This window comes from Thalassolituus sp. UBA2590 (genome assembly GCF_002339775.1).
Classification (GTDB): domain Bacteria; phylum Pseudomonadota; class Gammaproteobacteria; order Pseudomonadales; family Oceanobacteraceae; genus Thalassolituus.
In genome coordinates, this window is the sequence record NZ_DDKU01000063.1 from 1 (window position 1) to 12,639 (window position 12,639).

Here is a 12,639-nt window from a genome sequence, read left to right on the forward strand (position 1 = left end):
TCATGGAGTTCGGCCGCCGGATGTTGGTGAATTATCCGCGCACGGCACTTCTTATAAAAAACGTACCCTATGAAGACGAAGCCCGGTTTGGCCGTATTAAAGACCACCTGGCGGTCGTACTGAGCGCTACGGATGCCCGCGTGAGCAGCCTGAATATGGAAGAGCGTCTGCGCCAGAAGGATCGACTTCTTGATGTCGTGTCTGATGTTAAACAAGCGCTGCTGGATGTTCAGAAGCGACAGGATGAAATGAAGATTCGCGCGGCGAATGAACGGGACGACGTTAAGCTTGAGCTGCGAGAGGAACTCCTGACCCTCGGCCTGCATGAAGAACAGGAAGAGCGGATGCTCAGCCTGGTGATGGATTTTCTGAAGAGCCTTGAGGGCTTTTACAATGAAGCTATGGACTGGCGTGAAGATCTCGAACCCGTTATGCAGGCCGTCGAGTTCGTCGTTAGTGGCGGTGAGCAATCAGCCTGATACTCACCGCGCCAGGCACAGAATCAGCTGGCTTTAACCAGAGCCTGATGTATCCATTGCTTTAATTGCTGTGCAGGCAGGGCGCCTGCCATCTGGTCGATCACCTTACCGTTTTTGAACACCATCAGTGTGGGAATGCTGCGTATCGAAAACTGGCCAGCGGTCTGTTGGGCGTGTTCCGTATTCACCTTGGCGAAGCGGGCCTGATAAGGCATAGCCGCGGCAACATCTTTGAATATCGGTGCCATCATCTGGCAAGGGCCGCACCAACTTGCCCAGAAGTCGACGACAACGGGCAAATCATTCTTTGTAATAAAGCGTTGGAAGTTCGCGTCACTCAGGTCTGTGACTGAGCCCGTGAATAGCGGACTTTTACATTTGCCGCACTGTCCGGGCTGATTCTGTTTTTCGTCTGGGATGCGGTTGATGGCTCCGCAGTCCGGGCAAGTAATATGCATAACTGTCTCCTGTTGTTTTTTCTATATGAGGCGACAGTTATGTATTTCAAGGGGCCGGTGAAATATTGAGTGCTTCCTGCAGGAAGTCATCTTTCTCGCGTTCACCGATAATACGTCCGCTGGCGTTGTCAGCACCGGGCTCGAAAAACAGCACAGTAGGCGGGCCAAAGACTGCCTGAGCTTTCATAAAGCTCTGATGCTCGTCAGTGTTGTCGGTGACATCCAGCTGTATCCACTGTACATGGCTCAGACGTTGTTGCGCTTCGTCAGTCGCGAAGATTTCTTTGTCCATAATTTTGCATGAAATGCACCAGTCTGCGTACAGTTCGACCATGACGGGTGTATTTGCACCGGCGATCAGACCTTTTACTTCTGCAACTGACTCTGTCTGGTAAAACGGGCTGACATGAACGTCTTCAGCGTGACCGAGTGGATTCAGAGGATCTGAACGGCCGCTGACAGCCCCTGCAAGCGCGATGATGCCGTAAGCAAAAACACCCACTGCCACCGGCTTTATCAGGCGCTGTGGTCCTTCATTGGCAGTATTCAGTGCGCCAGCGGAAACACCTGCGCCGACGGCGAGCGCACCCCATAAGCCCAGTACGATATATCCGGGTAATAATCGGCTGACCAACCAGATCGCCACACCAATCAGCATGATGCCGAACAGATACTTAATACGCTCCATCCACATTCCGGCTTTTGGTAAAACGCTGGCTCCGGTAGTGCCCAGGACAATCAATGGCGTTCCCATGCCGAAGCCGAGCGCCAACAGGGCAAGCGCTCCGCTTGTGGCGTCACCTGTGGTACTCAGATAGGCGAGTGCACCGGCTAATGGCGCAGACACGCAGGGCGAGACTACCAGCGCCGACAGAACGCCAATAACAAAGACGCTGCCAGCCTGACCACCGCTCTGTTTCTGGCTGGCAGCATTCAGGCGATTACGTATGCCCGAGGGTAGTTGCAGCTCATATACGCCAAACATAGAAAGCGAGAGCACGATAAAGAAAATCGCGAAACCGATTAACACGGGAGGGCTCTGCATCATGGCCTGTACGTTGGCTCCGGCACCCAGCAGACCAACGGTCAGGCCCGCTGCTGCGTACGTAATGGCCATGCCGGTGACGTACAGAAATGAAAGCCAGAAGCCCCGGCCTGCGCTGGTCTTGGCTCCACCCAGTACAACACTGGTAAGGATGGGAACCATAGGCAATACGCAGGGGGTGAATGTCAGGCCAAGACCGAGCAGAAAGAAGATACCAATGACCGCAGGTAACGAGCGGCCAGAAAAGAAAGAGTCGTCACTGCTGGCAGGTGCCTGGCTGCTGGAAATCGCACCATCGCCGGTGCTGGCTACATCAGTGATGGGATTGGCGACGGGTTCAGTAATGACGATTTCACTGGTCTGCGGTGGGTAACACAAGCCCGCATCGGCGCAGCCCTGATAATGGAGAGTCGCTATTCCGGGGGCCAGGCTGGCGGTGTCGAAAGATACTTCCAGTTGACCGTAATAGGCGACGATGTCACCAAAGGCTTCATCGTATTTTTCTTTGCCGTCTTTAGACCAGGTGGCAGGATCAAGTCTTACAGCCCCCTGAGTCAGATAAATACGGTGTTCATAAAGGTAGTAGCCGTCGGCATTCTGCCAGTGTGCAGTAATCTGGCCGGGCTCTGTATATGTTTCTAGCGGAAAAGCCTGTTCGACAGGCAGGAAATCATCCGAACCGCCAAGGCCGTCCAGCAGACCGGAATGCGCCGGGATGCTGGTAATAAACAACAATAGCCAAAGTCCCGCGCGCATCATGTGATCTGTTACTCCGTCAGGTGGTTCGTTCTACTGCGATGGCAGCCAGTGCGGCGAGAGCATCGCGTGCGACTGATGCTGGTAAGTTTTCCAGGTGCTTCTGAGCACGGTCGCGACATGCATTAGCCTGCTGGCGCGTATAGTCGAGAGACCCGCAGCTTTTCACAACACGCAGGACTTCGTTCATGTCGTCCAGTCCACCTTTGCGAATAGCATTGCGGATAAGCTGGCGGTCTTCCTCATTCGCATGTGCCATGGCATGAATCAGAGGCAGAGTGGCTTTACCCTCGGCGAGATCGTCTCCGACGTTCTTACCCATCTCTTCAGCATCACCTTCGTAGTCGAGCACATCATCAACCAGCTGGAAAGCCATGCCCAGTTCTTTACCGTACTCTTTAAGGGCAGTGCGATCCGCGTCACTTAATTCGAGCAGTGCCGCCGCTGAATGGGTAGAAGCTTCGAACAACATGGCGGTTTTGCCGTGGATGACTTCCATGTACTGAGCTTCGGTGGTGTCGGGGTTTTTGACGTTTGTAAGCTGCATAACTTCGCCTTCTGCAATGACGCAGGTGGCGTTAGAAAGTATCTCCATGACAGGCATAGAGCGCAGCTCGACCATCATTTCGAAAGCGCGGCTGTAAAGGAAGTCACCGACCAGAACGCTGGGAGCGTTGCCCCAGCGGGCATTGGCGGTTGGGTTTCCGCGGCGCATATCAGATGTGTCAACGACGTCATCATGAAGCAATGTCGCTGTGTGCAGGAACTCAATCACAGTGGCGAGTTTCACTGCGTCAGCATCGGCACGATCGAATGCTTTCGCTGTCAGTAGGACAAGAAGAGGGCGGATACGTTTACCGCCACTGCTGACGATGTATTCGGCGATTTTTTCAACCAGAGGAACTCGGCTCTCGAGCTGCTCGTGGATCAGCTTGTCGACGGCCTGAAACTCTTCGTTAACCGTGGCAAGTACGTCTTTAATATGCATGGATTCGGGTGCCTGCTTTATAATGCAACGAATGCTAGGGAGGCCGACCCGCCCTGTCAAGAAAAAGGCCTGTTCCATACTTGCGGCCAAAACGGGAGTGCGGTATAGTCTCGCGCCCCGAAATTACGCTCCCTGCCATATGGACGCCAGAGTGCTGCCAATAGAAGCAGGCTTAAGTAGCGAGAGGGAAAGGCAGTGCGAAAGACTGGCGCTATGGCGTCAGTAGCGGCGACAAAGGCCACGCACTGAAAAGTCATGCACACTAAGTGCTAGTGGAGAATTACAGTTATGTACGCTGTAGTAGTAACTGGCGGTAAGCAATACCGTGTTGAAGAAGGTCAGACTCTGAAAGTTGAGAAACTGGAAGTAGCAACTGGCGAAAACGTTGAACTGGAAAAAGTTCTGCTGATTGGTAACGGCGACGATGTTAAAATCGGCGCTCCAGTGGTTGAAGGCGCTAAAGTAACAGCTGAGGTTGTTAATCACGGTCGTCACAAGAAAGTGAAGATCATGAAGTTCAAGCGTCGTAAGCACCACATGAAGCAGATGGGCCACCGTCAGTGGTTCACTGAACTGAAAATCACCAGCATCGCTGGCTAAACACTAATTTCAGAGGTCCGCGCGGTTAACACCGCCGCATCCGCAGTGTTGCAGTGACCTCGCAGCTAGGAGTAAAGCAATGGCTCACAAAAAAGCTGGTGGTTCTACCAAGAACGGTCGCGATTCCGAAAGTAAACGCCTTGGCGTAAAACTGTTTGGCGGTCAGACTGCTAAAGCTGGCGCGATCATCGTTCGTCAGCGAGGCACCCGTTTCCACGCTGGTGAAAACGTTAAGATCGGTCGTGACCACACTCTCTTCGCTACCGCTGAAGGCGCAGTGAAGTTTGAGGTCAAAGGTAAGAACAACCGTAAGACCGTAAGCATCGTTCCAGCGGCTTAATTGCACCGGAATATGCTGATGCGCCCTGACTGCATAGCAGTTGGGGCGTTTTTATTTGTACATCCCAAACCAGAGCGTTATTACCATGAAGTTCGTTGATGAAGTCCGTATCGCTGTAGAAGCTGGCAAAGGCGGCAATGGCTGCGTCAGTTTCCGTCGTGAGAAATTCATCCCTAAGGGCGGCCCGGACGGCGGCGACGGCGGTGATGGCGGTTCTGTGTACCTTGAAGCCGACGAGAACACCAATACTCTGGTGGATTATCGCTACACTCGCCGCTTTAAGGCCGAAAATGGTCGTCCGGGTGCGGGTCGTAACTGTACTGGTGCTAAGGGTGATCACATCGTCTTGAAAGTACCCGTAGGTACGACAGCGATTGATGACGACACCAACGAAGTACTGGGTGATCTTACTGCGCATGGTGATCAGTTGCTCGTTGCTCAGGGTGGTTTCCATGGTTTGGGCAACACCCGCTACAAGTCATCGACGAATCAGGCGCCGCGCCAGTCAAAACCGGGACAGCCGGGTGAGTCGCGTAACCTGAAGCTCGAATTGAAGGTGCTGGCCGACGTTGGTCTGCTGGGCTTGCCGAATGCTGGTAAATCTACCTTTATCCGCTCGGTATCAGCAGCGACACCGAAAGTGGCGGATTATCCATTTACGACTCTGGTACCGAATCTGGGCGTGGTTTCCATTGAGGAACACCGCAGTTTTGTAATTGCGGATATTCCAGGGCTGATTGAAGGTGCGGCGGACGGTGCTGGCCTTGGCACACGCTTTCTCAAGCATCTGGTGCGTACTCAGCTGCTGCTGCATATTGTTGATATGGCGCCGTTTGATGATTCAGACCCTGCAGAGCGCGTAGAGGCCATCAGTCGTGAGCTTGAGAACTTCTCGCCCGGACTGGCGCTGCGTGATCGCTGGCTGGTGCTGAACAAACTTGATCTGCTGCCTGAAGAAGAGCGCGAGGCTCGTTGCCAGGAAATTATTGAGAAGCTTGAATGGGATGGTCCGGTGTATCGTATTTCTGCGATCAACCGTGACGGTACTCATAAGCTTGTGTGCGACATCATGGAGTACATGGAAGAGCGTCGCGAGCGCGCTGCCGAAGACGAAGAGTTTGCAGAAGCCATTCTGGCCGAGCGCGAACAGGTCGAAGAGGAAGCGCGCGAGCATCTCGAGGCGCTGCATGAGCGTCGTCGTCAGGAACGTGCGGAGCGTAAAGCGGCTAAGCAGGACGATGATGATGACGACTACGATGTGGAAGTCGTCTATACAAATGAATAACTCGACAAACGAATAACCCGACAAAAGACTAACCCGTGCCGGACAGTAACGCATGACAACAGAGCAGTGGCAGGCTTCGCGTAACAATCTGAAAGACGCAAAACGCTGGGTGATTAAAATCGGCAGTGCGTTGCTGACGAATGACGGCAAGGGCCTGAATCGTGAGGGTATGCAAAGCTGGGTGGACCAGATTGCTGGTCTGCTCAATGCCGGTCATGAAGTGGTGTTGGTCTCTTCAGGTTCAGTTGCTGAAGGTATGACCCGTCTTGGCTGGAAGACCCGCCCGGATGAAGTTCATAAACTGCAGGCAGCGGCTGCCGTCGGTCAGATGGGGCTGGTACAGGCCTACGAAACCTCTTTCTCAAAACACGGTCGGCATACTGCGCAGGTGCTACTGACGCATGATGATCTGAGCGACCGTAAGCGCTACCTCAATGCTCGCACCACGCTGCGTACTCTTCTTGATATGGGGGTTGTTCCCATCATCAATGAAAATGACACTGTGGTAACGGATGAAATCTGCTTTGGTGATAACGACACGTTGGGTGCGTTAGCGGCCAATCTGGTGGAAGCAGACCTGCTGGTTATTCTCACGGATCAGGATGGTCTGTACACGGCGGACCCGCGCTCAAACCCCGACGCAACGCTGATCTTCGAAGGCATGGCTTCTGATCCACAATACGCCGCGATGGCCGGTGGCGGCGGTGCGCTTGGACGGGGCGGTATGGTCACCAAAGTGCGTGCAGCAACGCTGGCTTCGCGCTCTGGAGCGGATACCCTGATCGTTGGTGGTCGCATAGATAATGTTATTTCCCGCCTGCATCAGGGCGAACTGGTGGGCACTCTGCTGAAAGCCGGGCAGGCGCCAGTGGCTGCGCGAAAGCAATGGATCGCAGGCCATCTTAAGACCCACGGTATACTCACGCTGGATGATGGTGCAGTGAAGGCGCTCCGCACTGGCGGGCGCAGTCTGTTGCCAATTGGTGTCAGCAAAGCCACAGGTCGCTTTGAGCGCGGTGAGGTGGTTGAATGCCGTGATGAGCGTGGGCAGCTGGTCGCCAAGGGGCTGGTGAATTACAGCATCAGTGAAGCGCAGAAGATTTTAAAAACACCGACGTCCGGACTTGAACAAGCGCTGGGAACGGTAACAGAACCCGAGATGATTCACCGGGATAATCTGGTTATTCTCTGAACCAGAATGTGTGAGCACTCAGCAGGATTTTACTTCAGGAGATAAAAGACATGATTGAGACGGTTAACGTAGCCGGTCTGGACGTGAACAACGACAAGCCGTTTACGCTTTTCGGTGGTATGAACGTGCTGGAAAGTCGCGATCTGGCGATGAAAATCTGTGAAACCTACGTCGAGGTGACCGGAAAGCTGGGCATCCCGTACGTATTCAAGGCATCGTTCGATAAAGCGAACCGTTCTTCGATCAATTCTTACCGTGGTCCGGGCATGGAAGAAGGCCTGAAGATTTTTGAAGAAATCAAAAAGACCTTCAATGTTCCTGTGATTACTGACGTTCACGAACCGTATCAGGCGGCGCCTGTTGCTGAAGTGGTTGATGTTATCCAGTTGCCAGCGTTTCTGGCGCGTCAGACCGATCTGGTGGTTGCGATGGCTGAAACCGGTGCGGCGATCAATGTGAAGAAACCTCAGTTCCTGGCACCACACGAGATGCGTCACATCATCAAGAAGTTTGCCGAAGCCGGTAACGACAAGGTCATGCTGTGTGAACGGGGTTCAAGCTTTGGTTACAACAACCTGGTGGTTGATATGCTGGGCATGGACGAAATGAAAAAGCAGGCGCCAGTGATCTTTGATGCGACACACGCACTGCAGCGCCCGGGTGGTCGTGCTGATTCCGCCGATGGCCGTCGCCAGCAGGCGTTTGAGCTGGCGCGTTCTGGTATGGCGCTGGGCATTGCTGGTCTCTTTATCGAAGCGCACCCGAATCCTGCAGAAGCCAAGTGTGACGGCCCGTGCGCGCTGCCGCTGGATAAGCTGGAGCCGTATCTGGCACAGATGAAGGCGGTTGATGATCTGGTGAAATCTTTCGAACCTGTGGTTATCGACTGATTCTGATCTCTGGCTCGCATTGAGCTTAAGGTAAAGGGGCTGTAGCTGTTGACAGCCCCCGCTTATATCCGGATAATTCCGGCCCTCTCTGGGTACCTACACACAAGCGCGTAGATTCCCGACTAAAGTTAATAACCGAATTTGAGGAGCCGACTGTGGCAAATTCCGCTGGTTCTCGTAAACGCGCCCGTCAGGCTATCAAACGTCGTGCCCGTACTATGGCACTGCGTTCTATGGTGCGCACTTATGTTAAGAAAGTTAATGCCGCCATCGAAACTGCTGACTACGAGCAGGCTCAGGCTGCGTTTACTCAAAGCAAACCTTATATCGACAAGTCTGTGACTAAAGGCATCATGCACAAGAATGCTGCTGCCCGCATCAAGAGCCGTCTGAACACTAAGGTTGTCGCTCTGAAAGGTTAATACCTGCTTCAGATCGAAGAGAAAACCCGCCAACGGCGGGTTTTTTTGTGTATAAATATCGCATATCCGCACGGAAACGCTTATGTCCGCTACGCCTGAATCCGGCCCAGAGGCGAAAAGCAGCAGTCTGCTCCGCTCATCATCCATTGTCAGTGTTATGACCCTGCTGAGTCGGGTTCTGGGGCTGGCGCGCGATGTTATTGTGGCTCAGTACTTCGGTGCGCGTGCGGATGCATTTTTTGTCGCCTTCAAAATTCCAAATTTTTTTCGCCGCCTGTTTGCCGAGGGGGCGTTCTCGGTAGCCTTTGTACCGGTCTTGAGTGAGTACCGGACGCAGAGAGCCTTCGATGAAGTGCGCTTATTAGTCGCCCGGGTTTCGGGTGTTCTGGGCATGGCGCTGTTAGGTGTCACGTGCCTGGCCGTGCTTGGCGCCGATTATCTGCCCTGGGTATTTTCTCCGGGTTTTCGCAGTGACCCCGAAAAGTTCGCCCTCACAGGCGATCTGCTGCGTATCACCTTTCCTTATCTGTTTTTTATATCGCTGACGGCCTTTGCGAGCAGCGTGCTGAACGCCTACGGGCGCTTTGCAGTGCCGGCCTTCACGCCGGTTATTCTGAATGTCACCTTGATCGCTGCCACGCTTGGCTTCACGGATTACTTCGAAGAGCCGCTCTATGCCCTGGCATGGGGTGTTTTCTTTGCCGGACTGTTCCAGTTTATGTTCCAGCTGCCCTTTATTGCGCGCATGCGCCTGCTGGTTTTGCCTTCCGTAAAACCGAAAGATGAAGGTGTGCGGCGCATTGGTAAACTGATGGTACCGGCGCTGTTTGGAGTGTCCGTCAGTCAGATCAATCTCTTGTTGGATACTCTGCTGGCCTCGTTTCTTGAGGACGGCAGCGTCAGTTGGCTGTACTACTCAGATCGCTTGAATAACCTGCCCTTGGGGGTATTCGCGATTGCTATTGGTGTGGTGATTTTACCTGCGCTGTCGGGTAAGCACGCGGCTGCAGACAAAGAGGCGTTCTCTCGCACCATCGACTGGGCAGTTCGTATGGTGTTTATGATAGCGACGCCTGCTGCTCTGGCTCTGGTGCTTCTCGCAACGCCTCTGATGGCGACGATCTTCTACTACGGTGAAGTCACGGCTTACGACGTCGGTAAGATGACTTTGAGTTTGCAGGCCTACGCCGTTGGGCTGCTCGCCTTTATGATGATTAAGGTTCTGGCGCCGGGCTATTACGCCCGTCAGGATACGAAAACACCAGTGAAAATTGGTATTCAGGCTATGGTCGTGAATATGGTGTTGAATCTGGCACTTGTGTACCCACTGCAGCACGCCGGTCTCGCTTTAGCGACCTCTCTGGCAGCTTATTACAACGTCTTCATGCTTTACCGCGGACTGCGTAAAAGTGGGGTATATCAGCCTCAGTCTGGTTGGTTGAAGTTCATGCTGATCCTCTTGCTGGCTAACTCGGCTCTGGCCGCCGTGTCTGTATGGTTGATGGGGGCTCCGGGAGACTGGTTAACCTGGGAAACGATGCAACGAATAAGTTGGCTGTCTGTGCTGGTTGGGGCCGGTGTGGTGGTGTATTTCGCCGTAATGACAGCGGCAGGGTTGCGTCTGCGTCATCTCCGCGGCGAGCTGTTCTGATCAGTGTTAAACCGCTATAATCCGTGCTTTTAATTTTGCAGCGGTACCTGTGATGCGCCTGATTCGTGGCCTGCACAATCTGAATGCCAGTTTGCCCGTCGATTTCGATGGTTGCGTCGCGACCATCGGGAATTTTGATGGCCTTCATCTTGGCCATCGCCGCATCCTGGAATCACTGCAAAAGGTATCAGCAGAGGACGGTAAGCCTACTCTGGTGATGATGTTTGAGCCTCAGCCTAAAGAGTTCTTTGCGCCTGATCTGGCGCCACCGCGTCTGGCAGGGTTTCGCGATAAGTTTCAGGATCTACGCGACGCTGGCATTGACTATCTTCTGTGCCTGCCATTCAACGAATCACTGCGAAGTATGTCTGCTGCTCAGTTTATCCAGAGTATTCTGATCGACGGCATTCAGGTGAAGCACCTGATTGTCGGCGATGACTTCCGGTTCGGTTGCGATCGCAGTGGTGATTATGCCGCACTGGAGACCGCTGGTAAGGTGTCAGGGTTCAGTGTTGACGATACCCCAACGCATGAAATTGCGGGTGACCGGGTAAGCAGCACCCGCGTTCGCAAAGAGTTGGCCCGTGACAATTTACCGATGGCTGCGGAGCTGTTGGGGCGTCCATATCAGATGTCAGGCCGTGTAGCCTATGGTCGCCAACTGGGGCGGACGCTGGATACACCGACAGCTAATGTGCTGATTAAACGTAGCCGACTGCCGATGACCGGTGTGTACGCAGTGCACCTGATTGAGCAGGAAAGCCGCGAGGAATACATCGGCGTGGCTAATCTGGGTGTTAAGCCGACGATCAGTGGTGAACCTGAGCCATCATTGGAAGTCCACGTGTTTGGTTTCAGTGGAAACCTGTACGGTAAACACCTGACCGTCTCTTTTATGCAAAAGATTCGTGATGAAATGAAATTCGACGGACTTGATGCGCTCAAGTCTGCAATAGACTCTGATAAGAAAGCGGCGCGGGCATATTTTGCTTCGCGACCGGATTCTTTCCGATTTGACCGATAACAGGCCGCGCATTAACGCAGCAGGCCCCTGACGCAATCAGTGAATTTATGAACGATAAAGTGGAAAGCCAATACAAACCGACATTGAACCTGCCGGATACAGAATTTCCAATGCGTGGAAATCTGGCAAAGCGTGAGCCTGAAATGCTGGCGCGCTGGGAAGAAATTGGTCTGTACCGCAAAATCCGTGAAGCACGCGCAGGACGGGATAAATTTATTCTGCATGATGGCCCTCCGTACGCGAACGGCAATATTCACATCGGTCACGCAGTTAACAAGATTCTGAAAGACGTCATCATCAAGTCCCAGACGCTGAGCGGTAAAGATGCGCCGTATATTCCGGGTTGGGACTGCCATGGTCTGCCGATCGAACTGAAGGTTGAAGCTAAGGTTGGCAAAGTCGGTGAGAAGGTCAGCGCCAGCGAGTTCCGCCAGCATTGTCGTGAATACGCGGCTGAGCAGGTTGAAGGTCAGCGCAACGATTTCAAACGCCTGATGGTTCTGGGTGACTGGGAAAACCCGTACCTGACCATGGACTTCAAATTTGAAGCCGACATCATCCGCACCCTTGGCAAGATCATTGATGCCGGACACCTGCACAAAGGCTTCAAGCCGGTTAACTGGTGTTCTGACTGTGGCTCTGCGCTTGCGGAAGCAGAGGTTGAATATCAGGACAAGAAATCCGTCGCGATTGACGTGAAGTTCACCTTCCCGGATACCCAGGCAATTGCTGGTGTATTTAACGTCGACGTCGATAAGCCAGTCAGTATCGTGATCTGGACCACGACGCCATGGACCTTGCCTGCTAACGAAGCGGTATCTGTTCACCCTGAACTTGAATACTCACTGGTCCTGCTGAAAGAAGCGGACGAAGTTCTTCTGCTGGCTACAGACCTCGTAGATGACGCGGCTCAGCGTTATGGGCTGGATGCAGATGGTTATGAAGTTCTGGGCACTGCAAAAGGTAAAGCTTTTGGTCAGACGCCAGACCAGAATGAAGCGCCGTTTAAGGTCAAGCATTCGTTTATGCCGGGTAAAGAAGGCGGCGATAAATTCGTGCCTGTGATCACCGGCGAACACGTCACGGCCGATTCGGGTACCGGGGCTGTTCATACCGCGCCTATGCACGGTGTGGATGACTACGTTGTCTCGAACGTTTACGGCGTTAAATCCGACGAAATGCTGGTTGATTCTCAGGGTAACTTTATTGCCAACCCTGCACTGGAAGCGCTTGAGCTGACGGGATTAAGTACAGCGGATAAAGGTAACTTCCGTGTACTGGGCATTCTGAATGAGCGCGGTGCACTGGTGAAAAAAGCCAACATCACGCACAGCTACCCGCACTGCTGGCGCCATAAAACGCCGATTATTTTCCGTGCGACGCCGCAGTGGTTTATCAGCATGAATCAGGCAGGCCTGCTGGATCAGGCGATGAATGAAGTTGAGAACACCGTCGAGTGGCGTCCGTCCTGGGGTAAGGCGCGCATCGAAGGCATGATGAACGATCGCC

Annotated in this window: 13 protein-coding genes; 10 read left to right on the forward strand and 3 right to left on the reverse strand. The window is 53.4% G+C overall.

The features are described 5' to 3' along the window. A partial coding sequence (locus tag B2067_RS05560; RefSeq protein ID WP_301387739.1) for a hypothetical protein occupies window positions 1–479 on the forward strand: 479 nt, incomplete at its 5' end. A 23-nt stretch (window positions 480–502) separates the two neighbouring features. Here the strand turns inward: B2067_RS05560 and trxC are convergent. From trxC to B2067_RS05575, 3 genes are read right to left on the reverse strand one after another with little or no spacing between them, the layout of a single operon-like run. Then, window positions 503–937, reverse strand: a complete 435-nt coding sequence (trxC, locus tag B2067_RS05565; RefSeq protein ID WP_297533120.1) for a thioredoxin TrxC — start codon at window positions 935–937, stop codon at window positions 503–505. Between the two features lie 46 nt (window positions 938–983). Beyond that, a complete protein-coding gene (gene dsbD, locus B2067_RS05570) occupies window positions 984–2,741 on the reverse strand; it encodes a protein-disulfide reductase DsbD (protein WP_301387740.1) in 1,758 nt (585 codons plus the stop codon). 16 nt (window positions 2,742–2,757) lie between these two features. Further along, window positions 2,758–3,726, reverse strand: coding sequence for a polyprenyl synthetase family protein (locus B2067_RS05575; protein WP_301387742.1), 969 nt, complete (start codon window positions 3,724–3,726; stop codon window positions 2,758–2,760). 288 nt (window positions 3,727–4,014) lie between these two features. On the opposite strand from B2067_RS05575, the gene rplU reads away from it, so the two are divergent. The 9 genes from rplU to B2067_RS05620 form a co-directional block, all read left to right on the forward strand. Beyond that, a complete protein-coding gene (gene rplU, locus B2067_RS05580) occupies window positions 4,015–4,326 on the forward strand; it encodes a 50S ribosomal protein L21 (protein WP_068444452.1) in 312 nt (103 codons plus the stop codon). A gap of 79 nt (window positions 4,327–4,405) precedes the next feature. Next, complete coding sequence (gene rpmA, locus B2067_RS05585; protein WP_068444456.1) at window positions 4,406–4,666, forward strand: 50S ribosomal protein L27; 261 nt, start codon at window positions 4,406–4,408, stop codon at window positions 4,664–4,666. A gap of 85 nt (window positions 4,667–4,751) precedes the next feature. After that, entirely contained in the window at window positions 4,752–5,951 is a 1,200-nt protein-coding gene (gene cgtA / locus B2067_RS05590) for an Obg family GTPase CgtA (RefSeq protein WP_068444459.1), read from the forward strand. Between the two features lie 52 nt (window positions 5,952–6,003). Further along, the gene (gene proB / locus B2067_RS05595; RefSeq protein ID WP_068444462.1) at window positions 6,004–7,143 is read left to right on the forward strand and encodes a glutamate 5-kinase; all 1,140 of its coding nucleotides are present in this window, start codon (window positions 6,004–6,006) and stop codon (window positions 7,141–7,143) included. Window positions 7,144–7,193: 50 nt separating this feature from the next. Then, window positions 7,194–8,033, forward strand: a complete 840-nt coding sequence (gene kdsA / locus B2067_RS05600; protein ID WP_068444465.1) for a 3-deoxy-8-phosphooctulonate synthase — start codon at window positions 7,194–7,196, stop codon at window positions 8,031–8,033. Between the two features lie 155 nt (window positions 8,034–8,188). Then, window positions 8,189–8,455, forward strand: coding sequence for a 30S ribosomal protein S20 (gene rpsT / locus B2067_RS05605; RefSeq protein ID WP_076513228.1), 267 nt, complete (start codon window positions 8,189–8,191; stop codon window positions 8,453–8,455). 82 nt (window positions 8,456–8,537) lie between these two features. Next, complete coding sequence (murJ, locus tag B2067_RS05610) at window positions 8,538–10,106, forward strand: murein biosynthesis integral membrane protein MurJ (RefSeq protein WP_301387743.1); 1,569 nt, start codon at window positions 8,538–8,540, stop codon at window positions 10,104–10,106. A 52-nt stretch (window positions 10,107–10,158) separates the two neighbouring features. Continuing rightward, on the forward strand, window positions 10,159–11,130 hold the full coding sequence (ribF, locus tag B2067_RS05615) for a bifunctional riboflavin kinase/FAD synthetase (protein ID WP_068444468.1): 972 nt from the start codon (window positions 10,159–10,161) through the stop codon (window positions 11,128–11,130). A 47-nt stretch (window positions 11,131–11,177) separates the two neighbouring features. After that, a partial coding sequence (locus B2067_RS05620) for a class I tRNA ligase family protein (RefSeq protein ID WP_301387744.1) occupies window positions 11,178–12,639 on the forward strand: 1,462 nt, incomplete at its 3' end.

Bases quoted from the DNA above. Each gene is read 5' to 3' on its own strand.
- B2067_RS05575 (WP_301387742.1), bottom strand. From the start codon at position 3,726: ATGCATATTAAAGACGTACTTGCCACGGTTAACGAAGAGTTTCAGGCC.
- ribF (WP_068444468.1), top strand. From the start codon at position 10,159: ATGCGCCTGATTCGTGGCCTGCACAATCTGAATGCCAGTTTGCCCGTC.
- dsbD (WP_301387740.1), bottom strand. From the start codon at position 2,741: ATGATGCGCGCGGGACTTTGGCTATTGTTGTTTATTACCAGCATCCCG.
- rpmA (WP_068444456.1), top strand. From the start codon at position 4,406: ATGGCTCACAAAAAAGCTGGTGGTTCTACCAAGAACGGTCGCGATTCC.
- trxC (WP_297533120.1), bottom strand. From the start codon at position 937: ATGCATATTACTTGCCCGGACTGCGGAGCCATCAACCGCATCCCAGAC.
- proB (WP_068444462.1), top strand. From the start codon at position 6,004: ATGACAACAGAGCAGTGGCAGGCTTCGCGTAACAATCTGAAAGACGCA.
- rplU (WP_068444452.1), top strand. From the start codon at position 4,015: ATGTACGCTGTAGTAGTAACTGGCGGTAAGCAATACCGTGTTGAAGAA.
- cgtA (WP_068444459.1), top strand. From the start codon at position 4,752: ATGAAGTTCGTTGATGAAGTCCGTATCGCTGTAGAAGCTGGCAAAGGC.
- kdsA (WP_068444465.1), top strand. From the start codon at position 7,194: ATGATTGAGACGGTTAACGTAGCCGGTCTGGACGTGAACAACGACAAG.
- murJ (WP_301387743.1), top strand. From the start codon at position 8,538: ATGTCCGCTACGCCTGAATCCGGCCCAGAGGCGAAAAGCAGCAGTCTG.